Source organism: Streptomyces spinoverrucosus (assembly GCF_006539505.1).
Classification (GTDB): Bacteria; Actinomycetota; Actinomycetes; order Streptomycetales; family Streptomycetaceae; genus Streptomyces; species Streptomyces spinoverrucosus.
The window spans coordinates 94,624-111,778 of the sequence record NZ_BJND01000021.1; the positions used below are offsets into that span (position 1 = coordinate 94,624).

At 72.1% G+C, this 17,155-nt stretch carries 14 protein-coding genes and 1 pseudogene; 10 read left to right on the plus strand and 5 right to left on the minus strand.

Features of this window, described 5'->3' with window-relative positions:
• The first annotated feature begins 135 nt into the window (after positions 1–135).
• The 6 genes and pseudogenes from SSP24_RS16075 to SSP24_RS16100 all read left to right on the plus strand — a co-directional run bounded on the left by SSP24_RS16075 (position 136) and on the right by SSP24_RS16100 (position 6,299).
• Positions 136–1,374 (plus strand): MurT ligase domain-containing protein, encoded by a 1,239-nt coding sequence (locus SSP24_RS16075; protein ID WP_141310227.1) that lies wholly within the window; start codon positions 136–138, stop codon positions 1,372–1,374.
• Between the two features lie 20 nt (positions 1,375–1,394).
• Entirely contained in the window at positions 1,395–2,126 is a 732-nt protein-coding gene (locus SSP24_RS16080; protein WP_141310228.1) for a type 1 glutamine amidotransferase, read from the plus strand.
• Between the two features lie 187 nt (positions 2,127–2,313).
• Positions 2,314–3,339, plus strand: a complete 1,026-nt coding sequence (locus SSP24_RS16085) for a 6-phosphofructokinase (protein ID WP_141310229.1) — start codon at positions 2,314–2,316, stop codon at positions 3,337–3,339.
• Positions 3,340–3,491: 152 nt separating this feature from the next.
• Complete coding sequence (locus SSP24_RS16090) at positions 3,492–4,442, plus strand: cytochrome c oxidase assembly protein (protein WP_141310230.1); 951 nt, start codon at positions 3,492–3,494, stop codon at positions 4,440–4,442.
• 42 nt (positions 4,443–4,484) lie between these two features.
• Positions 4,485–6,115: pseudogene (locus tag SSP24_RS16095) on the plus strand (protein kinase domain-containing protein).
• 13 nt (positions 6,116–6,128) lie between these two features.
• On the plus strand, positions 6,129–6,299 hold the full coding sequence (locus tag SSP24_RS16100; RefSeq protein WP_141310231.1) for a hypothetical protein: 171 nt from the start codon (positions 6,129–6,131) through the stop codon (positions 6,297–6,299).
• A 6-nt stretch (positions 6,300–6,305) separates the two neighbouring features.
• Here the strand turns inward: SSP24_RS16100 and SSP24_RS16105 are convergent, their stop codons facing one another.
• The 4 genes from SSP24_RS16105 to SSP24_RS16120 all read right to left on the minus strand — a co-directional run bounded on the left by SSP24_RS16105 (position 6,306) and on the right by SSP24_RS16120 (position 10,797).
• Positions 6,306–7,511 carry a sensor histidine kinase gene (locus SSP24_RS16105; protein ID WP_141310232.1) on the minus strand — a complete coding sequence of 402 codons (1,206 nt, stop codon included), beginning with the start codon at positions 7,509–7,511 and terminating at the stop codon, positions 6,306–6,308.
• 443 nt (positions 7,512–7,954) lie between these two features.
• The gene (locus SSP24_RS16110) at positions 7,955–9,667 is read right to left on the minus strand and encodes a sodium/solute symporter (RefSeq protein WP_141310233.1); all 1,713 of its coding nucleotides are present in this window, start codon (positions 9,665–9,667) and stop codon (positions 7,955–7,957) included.
• A 12-nt stretch (positions 9,668–9,679) separates the two neighbouring features.
• On the minus strand, positions 9,680–10,039 hold the full coding sequence (locus SSP24_RS16115) for a hypothetical protein (protein ID WP_141310234.1): 360 nt from the start codon (positions 10,037–10,039) through the stop codon (positions 9,680–9,682).
• 2 nt (positions 10,040–10,041) lie between these two features.
• Positions 10,042–10,797 (minus strand): LytR/AlgR family response regulator transcription factor, encoded by a 756-nt coding sequence (locus SSP24_RS16120; RefSeq protein WP_141310235.1) that lies wholly within the window; start codon positions 10,795–10,797, stop codon positions 10,042–10,044.
• 77 nt (positions 10,798–10,874) lie between these two features.
• Here SSP24_RS16120 and SSP24_RS16125 point away from each other — a divergent pair, with 77 nt between their 5' ends.
• The 4 genes from SSP24_RS16125 to SSP24_RS16140 all read left to right on the plus strand — a co-directional run bounded on the left by SSP24_RS16125 (position 10,875) and on the right by SSP24_RS16140 (position 16,671).
• Positions 10,875–11,378 (plus strand): Lrp/AsnC family transcriptional regulator, encoded by a 504-nt coding sequence (locus tag SSP24_RS16125; RefSeq protein WP_141310236.1) that lies wholly within the window; start codon positions 10,875–10,877, stop codon positions 11,376–11,378.
• A 41-nt stretch (positions 11,379–11,419) separates the two neighbouring features.
• Positions 11,420–12,322: a dimethylargininase gene (ddaH, locus tag SSP24_RS16130; RefSeq protein WP_373306742.1), complete on the plus strand. Its 903-nt coding sequence runs from the start codon at positions 11,420–11,422 to the stop codon at positions 12,320–12,322.
• Positions 12,319–13,542: an ornithine--oxo-acid transaminase gene (gene rocD, locus SSP24_RS16135; RefSeq protein WP_141310238.1), complete on the plus strand. Its 1,224-nt coding sequence runs from the start codon at positions 12,319–12,321 to the stop codon at positions 13,540–13,542. Before ddaH ends, rocD begins: the two co-directional genes overlap by 4 nt.
• Positions 13,543–14,184: 642 nt before the next feature.
• The gene (locus SSP24_RS16140; protein WP_141310239.1) at positions 14,185–16,671 is read left to right on the plus strand and encodes a SpoIIE family protein phosphatase; all 2,487 of its coding nucleotides are present in this window, start codon (positions 14,185–14,187) and stop codon (positions 16,669–16,671) included.
• Between the two features lie 35 nt (positions 16,672–16,706).
• Here SSP24_RS16140 and SSP24_RS16145 read toward each other — a convergent pair whose 3' ends face one another.
• On the minus strand, positions 16,707–17,150 hold the full coding sequence (locus tag SSP24_RS16145) for an SRPBCC family protein (protein ID WP_141310240.1): 444 nt from the start codon (positions 17,148–17,150) through the stop codon (positions 16,707–16,709).
• Between the last annotated feature and the right edge of the window lie 5 nt (positions 17,151–17,155).

Here is a 17,155-nt window from a genome sequence, read left to right on the forward strand (position 1 = left end):
GGTTCCCTTCGGTCCACGTTCGCCGCGCAGGCGCGGGCCGCGATTCGGGCAGGTGAGTGGATCTCGATAGGCTGAGGCCTCACCACGTTGCCGGATGCTACGGCGCGGCGCGTACGCAAGGAGGATCGAGAACTGATGGCAGGCAACTCGGACCCGCTCACGCCGCGGGCCAAGCTGGCCGTGACCGCGGGCAAGGCGGTCGCAGCGGCATCGCGCGCCGCGGGGCGCGGCAGCGGTTCGGTGATCGGTGGCCGGGTGGCCCTCAAACTCGACCCCGACCTTCTCGCCCGGCTCGCCCAGAACCTGGACGTGATCCTGGTGTCGGCGACCAACGGCAAGACCACCACCACACGGCTCATCGCCGAGGCGCTGCGCGCCGCGGGTCCCGTGGTGTCCAACGCGCTCGGCGCCAACATGCCCGCCGGTATCACCTCGGCGTTGGCGGGGGGCTCGGACGCCAAGTTCGGTGTCATCGAGGTGGACGAGAAGTACCTCGCCGGTGTGGCCCGGGACACGGACCCGAAGTGCATCGCGCTGCTGAACCTCTCCCGCGACCAGCTCGACCGTGCCGCCGAGACCCGGATGCTCGCCGAGAACTGGCGTGAGGGCCTCGCCGGAACGAAGGCTGTGGTGGTCGCCAACGCGGACGACCCGCTGGTGGTGTGGGCGGCGTCCTCGTCCCCCAACGTGATCTGGGTCGCCGCCGGGCAGATGTGGAAGGACGACGCCTGGTCCTGCCCGTCCTGCGGCGGTGTGATGCAGCGCCCCGGCGACGACTGGTTCTGCGGTGAGTGCGGTTTCCGCCGGCCCACGCCGAGCTGGGCGCTGTCCGGCGACCATGTGCTCGACCCGCACGGCTCCGCCTGGCCGATCCACCTCCAGCTGCCGGGCCGCGCCAACAAGGCCAACGCCACCTCCTCGGCCGCCGTCGCCGCGGTGTTCGGGGTGCCGCCGCAGGTCGCCCTGGAGCGGATGTACCAGGTGCAGGCCGTGGCCGGACGGTACGACGTGGTGCAGTTCATGCAGCGCGACCTGCGGCTGCTGCTCGCCAAGAACCCGGCCGGCTGGCTGGAGACGTTCTCCCTCATCGACCCGCCGCCGACGCCGGTGATCCTTTCCGTGAACGCGCGCTCCGCCGACGGTACGGACACCTCGTGGCTGTGGGACGTCGACTACACGCGGCTGACCGGCCACCCGATCTTCGTCATCGGCGACCGCAAGCTGGACCTCGCGGTGCGGCTGGAGGTCGCCAACCAGCACTTCCAGGTCTGCGAGAACCTCGACCAGGCGGTACAGATGGCCCCGCCGGGCCGGATCGAGGTCATCGCCAACTACACCGCGTTCCAGGACCTGCGCCGCCGCGTCGGCAACTGACAAGCACTCAGGGGACTTTCGTGAGCGACAACCAACTGCGGGTCGTCTGGATCTACCCGGACCTGCTCAGCACATACGGCGACCAGGGCAACGTCCTCGTCGTGGAGCGCCGGGCCCGGCAGCGCGGCCTGGACGTGGCGCGGCTCGACGTGCGCAGCGACCAGCCGATCCCGACCTCCGGCGACATCTACCTGATCGGCGGCGGCGAGGACCGCCCGCAGCGGCTCGCGGCCGAGCGGCTGCGCCGCGACGGCGGGCTGCACCGGGCCGTGGGGAACGGCGCGATCGTCTTCTCCGTGTGCGCCGGTTACCAGATCCTCGGCCATGAGTTCATCAACGACCTCGGCCAGCGCGAGCCCGGCCTCGGGCTGCTGGACGTGGTGTCCGTGCGCGGCGAGGGCGCGCGGTGCGTCGGTGACGTGCTGGGCGACATCGACCCGCGCCTGGGCCTGCCCCCGCTGACCGGCTTCGAGAACCACCAGGGCGTCACCCACCTCGGCCCCACCGCCCGCCCGCTCGCGCAGGTGCGGTTCGGCAACGGCAACGGCACGGGCGACGGCACCGAGGGCGCGTACAACGACACCGTCTTCGGCACGTACATGCACGGCCCGGTGCTGGCCCGCAACCCGCAGATCGCCGACCTGCTGCTGAAGCTGGCGCTCGACGTCAACGCGCTGCCGCCGACCGACGACCGCTGGTACGAGGCGCTGCGCGACGAGCGCATCGCGGCGGCGCAGCAGCAGCCCGCGTAAGGCGCGTTCACCTGCTGCCCAGCGCCGCTCAAGGAGCCCGTCTGACGGACCGTCCGCACAGGTGAGCGGGGTCGTCCAGCAGTCGGACGCACGGTTCGGTCCCGCCCCCCGGTGCCGCTAGGGTGGCGGGGATCGAGCCGGACAGCGTGGTCCGGTCCCGGCTCACGTCGAGAAGGTATTTCGGGCTATGCGCATTGGTGTCCTCACGTCCGGCGGCGACTGCCCCGGTCTGAACGCCGTCATCCGGTCCGTCGTGCACCGCGCCGTCGTCGACCACGGCGACGAGGTCATCGGTTTCCGCGACGGCTGGAAAGGCCTCCTGGAGTGCGACTACCTCAAGCTCGACCTCGACGCGGTGGGCGGCATCCTGGCCCGCGGCGGCACCATCCTCGGCTCCTCCCGGGTCCGTCCCGAGCATCTGCGGGACGGTGTGGAGCGGGCCAAGGGGCATGTCCAGGAGCTCGGCCTGGACGCGATCATCCCGATCGGCGGTGAGGGCACGCTCAAGGCGGCCCGGCTGCTGTCGGACGGCGGGCTGCCCATCGTGGGCGTGCCGAAGACCATCGACAACGACATCGCCGTGACCGACGTGACGTTCGGCTTCGACACCGCCGTGACCGTCGCGACCGAGGCGCTGGACCGGCTGAAGACCACCGCCGAGTCGCATCAGCGGGTGCTGATCGTGGAGGTCATGGGTCGGCACACCGGGTGGATCGCGCTGCACTCGGGCATGGCGGCGGGCGCCCACGCCATCGTCGTACCCGAACGGCCCTTCGACATCGAGGAGCTGACCGCGAAGGTCGGGGAGCGGTTCGAGGCGGGCAAGCGGTTCGCGATCGTCGTCGTGGCGGAGGGGGCGAAGCCGCGGCCCGGCACGATGGCGTTCGACGAGGGCGGCAAGGACATCTACGGGCACGAGAGGTTCGCGGGGGTCGCCCGGCAACTGTCCATCGAGCTGGAGAACCGGCTCGGGAAAGAGGCGCGGCCGGTCATTCTCGGGCATGTGCAGCGGGGTGGTACGCCTACGGCTTATGACCGGGTGCTTGCTACGCGGTTCGGGTGGCATGCGGTGGAGGCGGCGCATCGGGGGGAGTTCGGGAAGATGACGGCTCTGCGGGGGACCGAGATCGTGATGGTGTCTTTGGCTGAGGCTGTGGAGACGCTGAAGACTGTGCCGGAGTCTCGGTACGCCGAAGCGGAGTGTGTGCTTTAGCCGTCCGGCGGGTGCGGGTTGTGGGGGGCTGGTCGCGCAGTTCCCCGCGCCCCTGAAGGCATGCAGTCACCCCGGTCGCAAGTGTTACCGGACGCGGTTCTAGTCTTGGGGCGGACGTAAACGCACAACCCCCACGAAACAGGAGCCGTCGGATGGATCACAGCGGGCACGGCATGACCATGGACTTGCCGCCGTTCACGCTGGGGCGGGGGCTTCAGTGGTCGGCGGAGCCGTTCTTTCTCGTGGCCTGTCTGTTGGGGCTCGCGCTGTACGGGTGGGGTGTCGTCCGGCTGCGGCGGCGCGGGGACAAGTGGCCGCTCGGGCGGACCGTGTCCTTCGTCACCGGTGTGCTGACCATCGGGCTCATGATGTGCACCCAGCTGAACGACTACGGCATGGTCATGTTCAGCGTGCACATGGTGCAGCACATGGTGATCAGCATGCTGTCGCCGATCCTGATCCTGCTCGGCGGCCCGATCACGCTCGCGCTGCGCGCGCTGCCGCCCGCCGCCCGGGGCCACAAGGGTCCCCGTGAGCTGCTGCTGGCGCTGCTGCACAGCCGGTACATGCGGATCATCACGCACCCGGCGTTCACGATCCCGCTGTTCATCGCCAGCCTCTACGCGCTGTACTTCAGCCCGATCTTCGACTTCCTGATGGGATCCAAGCCGGGGCACATCGCGATGATGGTGCACTTCCTCGCCGTGGGCCTGGTGTTCTTCTGGCCGATCATCGGCGTGGACCCGGGGCCGCACCGGCCCGGCCATCTGATGCGGATGCTGGAGCTGTTCGCGGGCATGCCGTTCCACGCCTTCTTCGGCATCGCGCTGATGATGGCGTCGACGCCGATGATCGACACCTACGCCGACCCGCCCGCCTCGCTCGGCATCGACGCGCTCGCCGACCAGAACGCGGCCGGCGGTATCGCCTGGGCGTTCAGTGAGATCCCGTCGGTTCTGGTGCTTATCGCGCTGCTGTTCCAGTGGCATGCCTCCGAGCAGCGGCAGGCGCGGCGCAAGGACCGGGCCGCCGACCGCGACGGCGACAAGGAACTCGAGGCGTACAACGCCTATTTGGCCTCACTGAACGCACGCAGCCGCTGACCTGCCTTTTCGGGTGGTTCCCTTCATTAGCAGGGCCGGGTCATCGTCGGTCGTTATGTGCTGCTGCACCGGCTCGGCGGCACGGGTCATGTGTGGTTGGCCCACGACCGGAGACTTGCCTGCGAGGTCGCGCTCGAGGAGAGCGTGTTCCGTGACCCAGCTGTGGTCGGACTGCGCGGTCATCCGCATGTGGTGACCGTGCTCGACGTGCTGGAGCACGAGGGCGTGCCGTGGATCGTGATGGAGTACGTGGCCGGATCCGTCGACCTGCGCGATCTCGGCACCCGGCGCGGGCCGCTCGCCCCGGCCGAGTGCGCCCGGATCGGCCTGGCCGTGCTCGACGCCCTGACCGCCGGACACGACCGGGGCCTGACGCACCGGGATGTGAAACCGGCGAACATCCTGCTGGCGCCGGACCGCGCCGGGGCACCGTACGGACGCGTCCTGCTCACCGGCTACGGCATCTCCACCGGCTCGGCAGCGGCGCCGGAGCGGGCGACCGGCGGGCCGCCCACGCCCGCCGCCGATCTGTTCTCGCTGGGCTGCACCCTGTACTACGGCGTCGAGGGCCACGGCCCCTTCGAGTGGGAATCGCCGCCGGCGGAGTTCACCGCCGTGGTCACGGACGAACCGCGGCCGCCGGTGCGCGCGGGCGCGCTGGAACCCGTACTGCGGGCGCTGCTCGTGAAGGATCCGGTACGGCGGGTCGCGGCGCCGGAGGCGGAGGCCGCGCTGGCGCGGATCGTGACGCCGCAGGGCGACGGGTCCGTGCGGACGCGGACGGATCTCGGGTCGCAGCCCCACTGGGGGAGGCGTCGGATCTGCCATCGGTGACGGGACAACGTCGGCGCACCCGGCCCCGGGCGCTTCAGGCCGCCGTCGCCGGTGGGCTCGGGCTGGTGCTGGCGCTGGGCGGCGTCTGGTACGCGCTGGCCGACCGGGCGGAGGGCAGCGGCGGCGCGGCCGCGGCGCCGTACGGCCACACCGTGGGGCTCGCCGAGCCGCTCAAGGAGGGCGACTGCGTGCTGGCCGACTGGCCCGGGCCGCGTTTCACGGGCACGCCCCGGCTGGCGCTGGACCCGACGTGCCGGGACAAGGCGCCCGACGGGCAGGTCATGGGCTTAGTCGAGGCGGCGTCGGCGGAGGAGGCGGGGCAGGTGGCGCCGGGCCGGTGCGAGGAGCTGACGCGGGAGATCCGGGAGCGGCTGGCGGACGTGCGTGGTTTCGCCGTGGTGCCGACGCGGGCCGAGTTCGAGGTGGCCGGGCGGCGGGCCGCCTGTCTGGTGCTGGGCGGGCGCGGGCCGGTGTACGGGCCGCTGGGGAGCCATCGGCGGCTGGGGTCGGCGTTCGCGGACACGGCGACCATGCAGCGGCGGGACTGCCTGGACGCCCGTTCGAACCGGGACGTCCGGCTGGCCTCCTGCGAGGGCTCGTACGACGAACAGGTGCTCGGTTTCACTCGGCTCGATGCGGGACTCACGCTCACGCAGGCGCGTACCCGCTCGGACGCGGCGTGCGCACGGGACGTATCGCCCACCGACTACGGATTCGACCCTTCCGTCTACGAGGCCGGGTCCTGGACGAGCGAGGGGTCCTGGAATTCCGGCACTCATTTCGCCGTGTGCACCGTACGGAAGCAGAACGGGGGCACCATGGGAGGGGACGAACCATGAGGAGGGTGTTGCGATGCCCGGTTCTACGGACGGTTCTACGAAAGCGATGGGGGTGCTCACCGTCGGCGGACTCGTCGTGGTGACCGCCTACACGGTGGCGCTCGGCAGCAACGGCTGGCTGTGGTTCGGCTGGGTCGTGCTGGGCCTGATCACCCTCGGGATGGTGGCCACCCGCAGCACCTGAGGCCGCTCACTCGCGGGTGACCCGCCCCGCCGAGTGCACCCCCGGCTGGTACTTCGGCAGCCGGGCGGTGACCTTCATGCCCGCGCCGACGGCGGTCTCTATGACGAGGCCGTAGTCGTCGCCGTAGACCTGCCGCAGCCGGTCGTCGACGTTGGACAGTCCGATGCCGCCCGAGGGGCTGACCTCCCCGGCGAGGATGCGGCGCAGCAGGTCGGGGTCCATTCCGGCGCCGTCGTCCTCGATCACCACGAGGGCTTCGGCGCCGGTGTCCTGGGCGGTGATGCTGATGTGGCACTTGTCGGCCTTGCCTTCGAGGCCGTGCTTGACGGCGTTCTCGACGAGCGGCTGGAGGCAGAGGAAGGGCAGGGCGACCGGGAGGACTTCGGGGGCGATCTGGAGCGTGACGGAGAGGCGGTCGCCGAAGCGGGCGCGGACGAGCGCCAGGTAGTGGTCGATGGCGTGGAGTTCGTCGGCGAGGGTGGTGAAGTCGCCGTGCCGGCGGAACGAGTAGCGGGTGAAGTCGGCGAACTCCAGGAGCAGTTCGCGGGCGCGCTCGGGGTCGGTGCGGACGAATGAGGCGATGACCGCGAGCGAGTTGAAGATGAAGTGCGGGGAGATCTGGGCGCGCAGGGCCTTGATCTCGGCCTCGATGAGGCGAGTGCGGGACTGGTCGAGGTCGGCGAGTTCGAGCTGTACGGAGACCCAGCGGGCCACCTCGCCGGCCGCGCGGACGAGGACGGCGGACTCGCGGGGCGCGCAGGCGACGAGGGCGCCATGGACGCGGTCGTCAACGGTGAGGGGGGCGACGACGGCCCAGCGCAGGGTGCAGTCGGGGGCGTCGCAGGTCAGGGGGAAGGCTTCGCCGCGGCCGGTCTCCAGGGGGCCGGTGAGGCATTCCATGATCTCGGCGCGGTGATGGGCGCCCACGCCGTCCCAGGCGAGGACATGCGTGTCGTCGGTGAGGCACAGGGCGTCCGTGCCGAGCAGTGAGCGCAGTCTGCGGGCGGACTTACGGGCCGTTTCCTCCGTGAGCCCGGCCCGCAGCGCGGGCGCGGCGAGGGACGCGGTGTGCAGGGTCTGGAAGGTGGCGTGCTCGACGGGGGTGCCGAGACCGCCGAGGCTCTCGGGGCGAGCCGTGCGCCGCCCCAGCCAGAAGCCCGCGGCGAGCAGCGGAAGCACGGCAACACAGAGCCCGGCAACGAACCCACTCATGCCGCCACCCCGTCCGGGCCGTCGCCCACATCCGCATGCGGCAGTACCGCGCCAGCCCCCGAGCCCGCGGACCCATCGCCCGCCCTCCCGCGCCGGACCCCGACGTCCCCCGGGCCGACGAAACAGGCCCCAGCAGCTACCGGCACCCGGCGGGACTCACTCATGCCGCCACCTCTCCCAGGAAACCCGAGCGGTCACTCACATCCGCCCGCAGCAGAACCACGCCAGCAACCGAGCCCGCGAAGCCATCGCCCGCCCTCCCGCACCGGACCCCGACGTGCCCCAGGCCGACGAGACAGGCCCCAGCGGCTACCGGCACCCGACGGGACTCACTCATGCCGCCACCTCTCCCAGGACACCCGAGCGGTCACTCACATGCGCCCGCACCAGAACCACGCTCGGCGGCAAGGTCCCAGCGGCTCCCGGCACCCGGCGGGGCTCGCTCATGCCTTCACCTCCGCCCGTACTTCCTCCGGCAGATGGAATCGCGCCAGGATCGCCGCCGTCCCCGCCGGGACCCGGCTTGGGGTCGCCAGGGACACCAGCGCCATCGTGAGGAAGCCCAGCGGGACCGACCACAGGGCGGGCCAGGCGAGCAGGGCGTGCAGGGGGCCCGCGCCGGGGAAGTCCGCCATGGTCGCGGCGACCGCCAGGAACGCCGAACCGCCTCCCACCAGCATCCCGGCCGCCGCGCCCGGCGGAGTCAGCCGACGCCACCAGATGCCGAGCACCAGCAGCGGGCAGAACGACGACGCCGACACGGCGAAGGCCAGCCCCACCGCGTCCGCCACCGGCAGCCCGCCGACCAGCACGCTCGCCACGAGCGGCGCGGCCATCGCGAGGACCGTGCCGCGCCGGAAGTGCCGCACGCCCCGCGCGGGCAGGACGTCCTGCGCGAGCACGCCCGCCACCGCCATGGTCAGCCCCGACGCCGTCGACAGGAACGCCGCGAAGGCCCCGCCCGCCACCAGCGCGCCCAGCAGATCGCCGCCGACGCCCCCGATCATGCGTTCCGGCAACAGCAGGACCGCCGCGTCCGCGTCGCCGGTGAGGGTGAGTTCGGGGGCGTAGAGACGGCCGAGGGCGCCGTACACCGGCGGCAGCAGATAGAAGCCGCCGATGAGGGCGAGCACGGCGACCGTCGTCCGGCGGGCGGCGACGCCGTGCGGGCTGGTGTAGAAGCGGACGACGACGTGCGGCAGGCCCATGGTGCCGAGGAAGGTGGCGAGGATCAGTCCGTACGTGGCGTAGAGCGGGCGTTCCGCACGGTTCTCGGCCCGCGACGGTGACATCCCGCCGCCGCTCGCGGGGTCGGCCCTGGGGACGGGCGTGCCCTTGTCGAACGTGAGGCGGGTGCTCTGTTCGATGCGGTGGGTGCCGGCGGGCAGGTCGAGCCGCTGCTCCTCGTACGCACGCCCGTCGACCGTGCCGCTGACCGTCACCGTCAGCGGCTTGTCGAGCTTCAGGTCGAGGGTGTCGTCGACGCGGACGACCCGCTGTTCGCGGAAGGCGGCCGGTTCGTCGAAGGCGTTGCGGGGAGCGCCGTCGCCCTGCCAGGCAAGGACGAGGAAGAGGGCGGGGACCAGGAGGGCGGTGAGCTTCAGCCAGTACTGGAAGGCCTGCACGAACGTGATGCTGCGCATGCCGCCCGCCGCGACGATCGCGGTCACGACGACGGCGACGATGATCCCGCCGAGCCAGTCGGGCGCGCCGGTCAGGACGGTCAGCGTGAGCCCGGCGCCCTGGAGCTGGGGCAGCAGGTACAGCCAGCCGACGCCGACGACGAAGGCGCCCGCGAGCCGCCGTACCGCCTGGGAGGCGAGGCGGGCCTCGGCGAAGTCGGGCAGCGTGTAGGCGCCGGAGCGGCGCAGGGGGGCGGCGACGAACACGAGGAGGACCAGGTATCCGGCGGTGTATCCGACCGGGTACCAGAGCATGTCCGGACCCTGGACGAGGACCAGTCCCGCGATGCCGAGGAAGGACGCGGCGGACAGGTACTCACCGCTGATCGCGGCAGCGTTCAGACGGGGGCCGACGGTGCGGGAGGCGACGTAGAAATCGGAGGTGGTCCGGGATATGCGCAGGCCGAAGGCGCCGACGAGGACGGTCGCCACGACGACGAGGGCGACGGCGGGAACGGCGTATCCGGAGTACACGGGTCGACGTCCTCAGCGGTCCTCGACCAGGCGGACGAAGTCCCGTTCGTTGCGTTCGGCGCGGCCGACGTACCAGCGGGCCAGCAGCACCAGCGGCGCGTACAGGCAGAAGCCGAGGACCAGCCACTCCAGGCGGCGGGCGTTGGGCGTGGTGGCGAACACCAGGGGCAGGGGGCCGACCAGCAGGACGAGGACCGCGAACACCGTGAAGGCGGCGCGGAGTTGGGTGCGCATCAGGGAGCGGACGTAGGTGTGGCCGAGGGTGGTCTGCTCGTCGATCTCGGTGCGCGGGCGGTAGTAACCCGAGGCGCGGCGGGTGCGGCGGGGCGGGCCGGTGACGACCACGCGGCGTTCGGTGGGTTCCTGGGGCACCGTCACGACCTCCTCATGAGCAGGTCCCGCAGCTCGCGCGCGTGGCGGCGGCTGACCTGGAGTTCCTCCGTGCCGACCAGGACACTGACCGTGCCCGCGTCGAGACGGAGTTCGCCGATGTGGCGCAGGGCGACCAGGTGGCGGCGGTGGATGCGCACGAAGCCGCGAGAGCGCCAGCGCTCCTCCAGGGTGGACAGCGGGATACGGACCAGGTGGCTGCCCTTGCCGGTGTGCAGGCGGGCGTAGTCGCCCTGGGCCTCGACGTGGGTGATGTCGTCGACGGCGACGAAACGGGTCACGCCGCCCAGCTCGACGGGGATTTGGTCCGGGTCGGGCTCGTGGACGGGGATGCGGGGCGCGGAAGAGGTGCCGCGCTGCTCGACGGCCCGGCGTACGGCCTCGGCGAGCCGCTCCTTGCGGACGGGTTTCAGCACGTAGTCGACCGCCTTGAGGTCGAAGGCCTGCACGGCGAAGTCCTCGTGCGCGGTGACGAAGACTACAAGCGGCGGCTGGGCGAAGCCGGTGAGCAGCCGGGCCAGGTCCAGTCCGTCGAGACCGGGCATGTTGATGTCGAGGAAGACGACGTCGATGGCCTCGGGTCCGTCCGGTCCGGACTCCAGGGCGCGGGTGATCCGGCGCAGCGCCTCGGTCGCGTCGCCGGCACCCTCGGCGCTGCCGATCCGCGGATCCGCGTTCAGCAGGTACACGAGTTCCTCAAGTGAGGGTCGTTCGTCGTCGACAGCCAGGGCGCGCAGCATGAACGTGGAGTCTAGGTGCGATTCGTCCGCCTGCACACGGGCCGGAGGTGGACGTTCGCGCTGGATACAGTGCTGTTATGAACAGCAGGCCGGCGCCCTTCGACGAACTGGACCGGAAGATCATCACCGCGCTGATGGCGAACTCCCGGACGAGCTTCGCCGAGATCGGCGCGGCGATCGGGCTGTCCTCGACGGCCGTGAAGCGCCGGGTGGACCGGCTGCGGGAGACCGGCGTGATCACCGGGTTCACGGCGACCGTGGAGCCGTCGGCGCTGGGCTGGCGTACCGAGGCGTATGTCGAGGTGTACTGCGAGGGCGCGGCGCCGCCCCGGCGGCTGGCGGAGGTGGTGCGGGGGTATCCCGAAATCGCGGCGGCGATGACGGTGACCGGCGGCGCGGACGCGCTGCTGCATGTGCGGGCGCGGGACGTGGAGCACTTCGAGGAGGTGCTGGAGCGGATCCGTACGGAGCCGTTCATCCGGAAGACGATCAGTGTGATGGTGCTGTCCCATCTGATCCCGGAGAGTCCGGAGGCGGGTGCGAGCCAGCCCGCGCCGGAGCGCGCACCAGACGTGCGCTGAGGCCGGAAACAACGCAGCGATCCTGCGCGGACACGCAGCTTTTGTTTCTTGTCGGTCCTTTCCGCCGTTCCTACCGTGGTGTCACCCCCAGTCGACACCGCAGGAAGCGGAGGAACCCCTCTGTGCCCGAAATCCGTGTGCCGCGCCGGCGGCGCTTCCTCGTCTGCGAACCCAGACACTTCGCCGTGCAGTACGCGATCAATCCCTGGATGGACCCCGACGTCCGGGTCGACGTCGCTCTGGCCCAGCAGCAGTGGCGGACGCTGATCCGCGCCTACGAGGACCACGGCCACACCGTCGACACCGTGCCGCCGGTGCCCGGTCTGCCGGACATGGTCTTCGCCGCCAACTCGGCGGTCGTCGTCGACGGCCGCGTCTTCGGCTCCCTCTTCCACGCGCCCGAGCGGCGCCCCGAGTCCGGCTACTACGACACCTGGTTCAAGGCGGCGGGCTTCGACGTCTACCGCCCGGAGAACGTCTGCGAGGGCGAGGGCGACCTCGTCCCGACGGGCCGGTACGTGCTGGCCGGCACCGGCTTCCGCACCACCCGCGAGGCGCATCGCGAGGTGCAGGAGTTCCTCGGTGTGCCGGTGATCTCCCTGACCCTGGTGGATCCGTACTTCTACCACCTCGACACGGCGCTGTTCGTGCTCGACGAGGAGAACATCGCGTACTACCCGGACGCGTTCTCGCCCGGCAGCCGTGAGGTGCTCGCGCGGCTGTACCCGGACGCGGTGCTCGGCACCCGCGAGGACGCGATGGCGTTCGGGCTCAACTCCGTCTCCGACGGACATCACGTCTTCATCTCACCCCGCGCCGAGGGCCTCGCCGCGCAGCTCGCCGACCGCGGCTACCTGCCCGTCCCCGTGGACCTGTCGGAGTTCCACAAGGCCGGCGGGGGCATCAAGTGCTGCACCCAGGAAATCCGGGAGATCCGTTCATGACCGCACCCGCCCGTACCCGCGACTCCGCCGAGCTGATCCGCGCCGAGGAGCCGGTGCTCGCGCACAACTACCACCCGCTGCCCGTGGTCGTCGCCCGCGCCGAGGGCACATGGGTGGAGGACGTCGAGGGCCGCCGCTACCTCGACATGCTGGCCGGCTACTCGGCCCTCAACTTCGGCCACCGCCACCCCGCCCTGATCGACGCGGCCCACCGCCAGCTCGACCGTCTGACCCTGACCTCCCGGGCCTTCCACAACGACCGGCTCGCCGAGTTCGCCGAGCGGCTGGCCGAGCTGACCGGCCTGGACATGGTGCTGCCCATGAACACCGGCGCGGAGGCGGTGGAGAGCGGCATCAAGGTGGCCCGCAAGTGGGCGTACGACGTGAAGGGCGTCCCCGCCGACCGGGCGACGATCGTGGTGGCGGCGGAGAACTTCCACGGCCGTACGACGACGATCGTGAGCTTCTCGACGGACGAGACCGCTCGGGCGGGGTTCGGCCCGTTCACGCCGGGCTTCCGGATCGTGCCGTACGACGACCTGGCGGCGCTGGAGGCGGCGGTCGACGAGACGACGGCCGCCGTGCTGATCGAGCCGATCCAGGGCGAGGCGGGCGTGCTCATCCCGTCCGACGGCTATCTGGCGGGCGTGCGGGAGCTGACGCGGCGCAAGGGGTGCCTGTTCATCGCGGACGAGATCCAGTCGGGCCTCGGCCGTACGGGCCGCACGCTCGCCGTCGAGCACGAGGACGTCGTCCCCGATGTGCTGCTGCTCGGCAAGGCGCTGGGCGGGGGCATCGTGCCGGTGTCGGCGGTGGTCGCGCGCCGGGAGGTGCTCGGGGTGCTGCGGCCCGGTGAGCACGGTTCGACGTTCGGCGGCAACCCGCTGGCCGCCGCGGTCGGCACGGCGGTGGTCGAGCTACTGGAGACGGGCGAGTACCAGCGCCGGGCCGCGGAACTGGGCATTGTCCTGCGGGGCGCCCTTGAGGGGCTGGTCGGCAAGGGCATCGTCGGCTTCCGGGCGCGCGGGCTGTGGGCGGGGGTCGACATCGACCCGGCGATCGGCACCGGGCGCGAGATCAGCGAACGCCTGATGCGTGAGGGCGTGCTGGTGAAGGACACACACGGCTCGACGATCCGGCTCGCACCTCCGCTGACCATCACGACGGAGGAACTGCGCTCGGCGGTGGGGGCGCTGGGGGTGGTGTTGGGGCAGGCCTGAGGGGGCGGGGCGGGGGCGGCTTCGCGTGGGGGCGACTTCGCGTGGCGGCGGCTTCGCGTGGCGGCGGCTTCACGCGGCGGCGGCTTCACGCGGCGGCGGCTTCACGCGGCGGCGGCTTCACGCGGGGGCGGTCGACGGCCTGCCTTCACGCAGGTCTCGCCCGCCGCGAGCAGCCCCTGCGCGCGGCAGCGGACGAACGGTTCCCCCAGGCCCCGCCACCGCAAGCAGCCCCTACGTAGCAGCAGGCGACGGCCTTCAACCAGGCCCCGCCCACCGCGAACAGCCCCTGCACGGCGGCAGCGATCGACGGCCTTCACGCGGGCCTCGCCCACCGCGAACAGCCCCCGCGCGGCAGCGATCGACAGCCTTCACCCAGACCCACCCACCCCAAGCAGCCCCCGCACGGCAGCGATCGACGACCTCCACCCAGACCCACCCACCAAGCAGCCCCCGCGCGGCGGCAGGCGACGGCCTTCACCTAGACCCGCCCGCCGCGAATAGCGCCCCCACCCAGCCCTCCACGCGACCGCCCGCCCCGCCCCTCTCCCCGCAGGTGGTCCCCCGCGCGGCAGCCCCGCCCCCGCAGGGGTGAAGATGGGGGCAAGAGGTGGTAGACCACTCTCAGCGACAGAGAGGTCAACCGTGGGCACATTCGAGGAGCGCGACGTCGACCGTCGGCGGTTCGACGTGGCGGACGCCGCTCCCGTGCTGCTCGACGCCCAGGGCGTGGTGACGAGCTGGACCAGGAACGCCCAGCGCCTGCTGGGGTACGGCCCCGCCGAGGCGGTGGGCCTGGGTGTCGCCGAATTGCTGATGCCCGAGGACGCGGCACGGGTACCGGAGCTGGTCGAGCGGTGCCGCAGGGACGACGGCTGGGCGGGCCTGCTGACGGCCCGGCGCGACAACGGGATGCCGGTCCGGGTGATGGTCAGGATCACCTCGGCACTGGAGACGCAGGGCCCCTCCCGCTGGCTGGTGCTGCTGTCGGAACTGGGCGACGCCCCCGGCTGGGACATGAGCCGCGGCATGCTGGAGCAGTTGGTGGCCCGCTCCCCGATCGGCATAGCGATCGTCGACACCAACCTGCGCTACGTCTGGTCGAACGCCGCCCTCGCCAGGTTCGGCGGCGGACCGCCCAGCCACCGGCTCGGCCTGCGCCTGGCGGACATCCAGCCGGGCCTGGACGCCGAGGCGATCGAGGCGCAGATGCTGCACGTCCTCGCGACCGGCGAGCCGGTCCTGGACTTCGAGCACGTGGGCCACGTACGGTCCGCCCCCTTCCGCGAGACCGCCCACATGATGACGTTCACCCGCCTCGACGACGGCCACGGCCGCCCCATGGGCGTGTACTACACCGTCGTCGACATCAGCGACCGGCACCGCGCCCGCCAGCGGCTCGCCCTGCTCGACCGGGCCGGGGAGCGCATCGGCCGCACCCTGGACATCACGCGGACCGCGCAGGAACTGGCCGACGTGGCGGTGCCCGAACTCGCCGACTTCGTGACCGTGGACCTGCTGGAGTCGGTGCTGCGCGGCGCGGAACCGGAACTCGGGCCGCCACGCGAAACGGACCCGGTGCGGCTGCGCCGGGCGGGTCAGCGCTCGCTCGACCGGTCCATCCCGGAGGCCGTCGTGGAGATCGGCGAGGTGGCCTCGTATATGGCGGGATCGCCGCCGATCCGCTCGCTGACAACAGGCAGTTCCTGGCGCGAGGAGCGGCTCGACCCGCTCGCCGAGCAGTGGGCCACGGACGCCCGCGGCGGCCGGCGGTCCATCTTCATCGAGCTGGGCCTGCACAGCGCGATGACCGTACCGATCCGCGCACGGGGCGTCACCCTCGGCGTCACCACCTTCTTCCGGCGCCGCCGCCACGAGCCCTTCGACGAGGGCGACCTGAGCCTCGCCGAGGATCTCGTCTCCCGGGCGGCCGTGTGCGTGGACAACGCCCGGCGCTACACCCGCGAACGGGACGCGGCCCTGGTCCTGCAGCGCAGCCTGCTGCCGCACCGGCTGCCGGAGCAGGAGGCCGCGGAGGTGACGGCCTGCTACCGGCCCGCCGACGAGCTGACCGGCCTCGGCGGGGACTGGTACGACCTGATCCCGCTGTCGGGGGCGCGGGTCGCCCTGGTGGTGGGCGAGGTCACCGGGCACGGCATCCACGCGGCGGCGGCGATGGGGCGGCTGCGGACCGCCGTACGCACCCTCGCGGCGCTGGACCTGCCGCCGGAGGAAGTCCTCGGCCACCTCGACGACCTGGTCGCCCTGGGCGCGCCCGAGGAGGGTGTCGTACCGGACGCGGGCAACCAGTGCGGGCCGCAGGCGGAGGACGCGGACAGCTCCCAGGCTGTCGGTTCGGGTTGCGTGTACGTCGTCTACGACCCGGTCGACGGCCGGTGCACGATGGCCGCCGCCGGGCATCCCACACCGGTGGTGATCGGGCCGGACGGCAAGGTCACGTTCGTGGAGCTGCCGCAGGGACCGGCCCTCGGCGTGGGCGGGCCGCCGTTCGAGGCGGTGGAGGTGACGCTGGCCGAGGGCACCACGCTCGCGCTGCACACCGACGGGCTGCTGGCCGGCGACGACGGGGCGTGGGCGATCGACGTGAGCCGGGACCGGCTGCGAGGCGCGCTGCAGCGGCCCGCGCCGTCGCTGGACCAGCGCTGCCGGGCCGTGGTCGACGCGCTGGTGCCCGCCCGGCCGCACGACGACGTGGCCCTGCTGATGGCCCGCACCCGGCTGCTCGGCGCCGAACAGGTGGCGAGCTGGGACCTGCCCAGCGATCCGGCGGTGGTCGCCGACGCCCGCAAGTCGGCCTGCCGGCAGCTGTCGGAGTGGGGGCTGGAGGAGCTGACCTTCACCACCGAGCTGGTCGTGAGCGAGCTGGTCACCAACGCCATCCGGCACTCCACCGGCCCGATCCGGCTGCGGCTGATCAAGGCGGGCACGCTGGCTTGCGAGGTCTTCGACGGCGGCGCCACCGCACCGCATCTGCGCCATCCGCGCACCACGGACGAGGGCGGGCGCGGACTGCTGCTGGTCTCACAGCTCACCCAGCGGTGGGGCACCCGGTTCGTCCCCGACGGCAAGGTCATCTGGGCGGAGCAGCCGCTGACCGGCTTCGCGGACTGACGCGGGCGCGGAAAACCGGCGGACGCCGTCCTGCGTCAGGTCCCCAGCCTGCGCGCCAGGTCCCGCAGGTCCTTGCCGATCGACGAGCGGACCTGCCGGGCCATGACGGGCGCGGCCAGCCGGTAGAACTTTCCGGCATCCCCCCGCACCCGGATCCGGGCGTGCGTGCCGTCGGGATGCGGGTCGAAGGTGTAGGTGACGTGCATCGGCATCGGCCCCGCCACGGACACCATGTCCAGCAGCCGCGGCGGGTCGTACGCCGCGACGCTCAGGACGTAGTCGATCCGCCGCCCGAGGAAACGGGCCGTACGCGTCACCTCGGCGCCGACGCCGAAGCCGCCCGTGTCCGCCTCCCGGGTCAGCTCCGCCGTACGGATGCCCTGCGTCCACTCGTGGTCGTGACGCCAGTCCATGGCGTACGCGGCGACGCGCTCGGGCGGCAGCCCGATGACGCGCTCCGCCGTCACGTCGATGCTCATGCCGG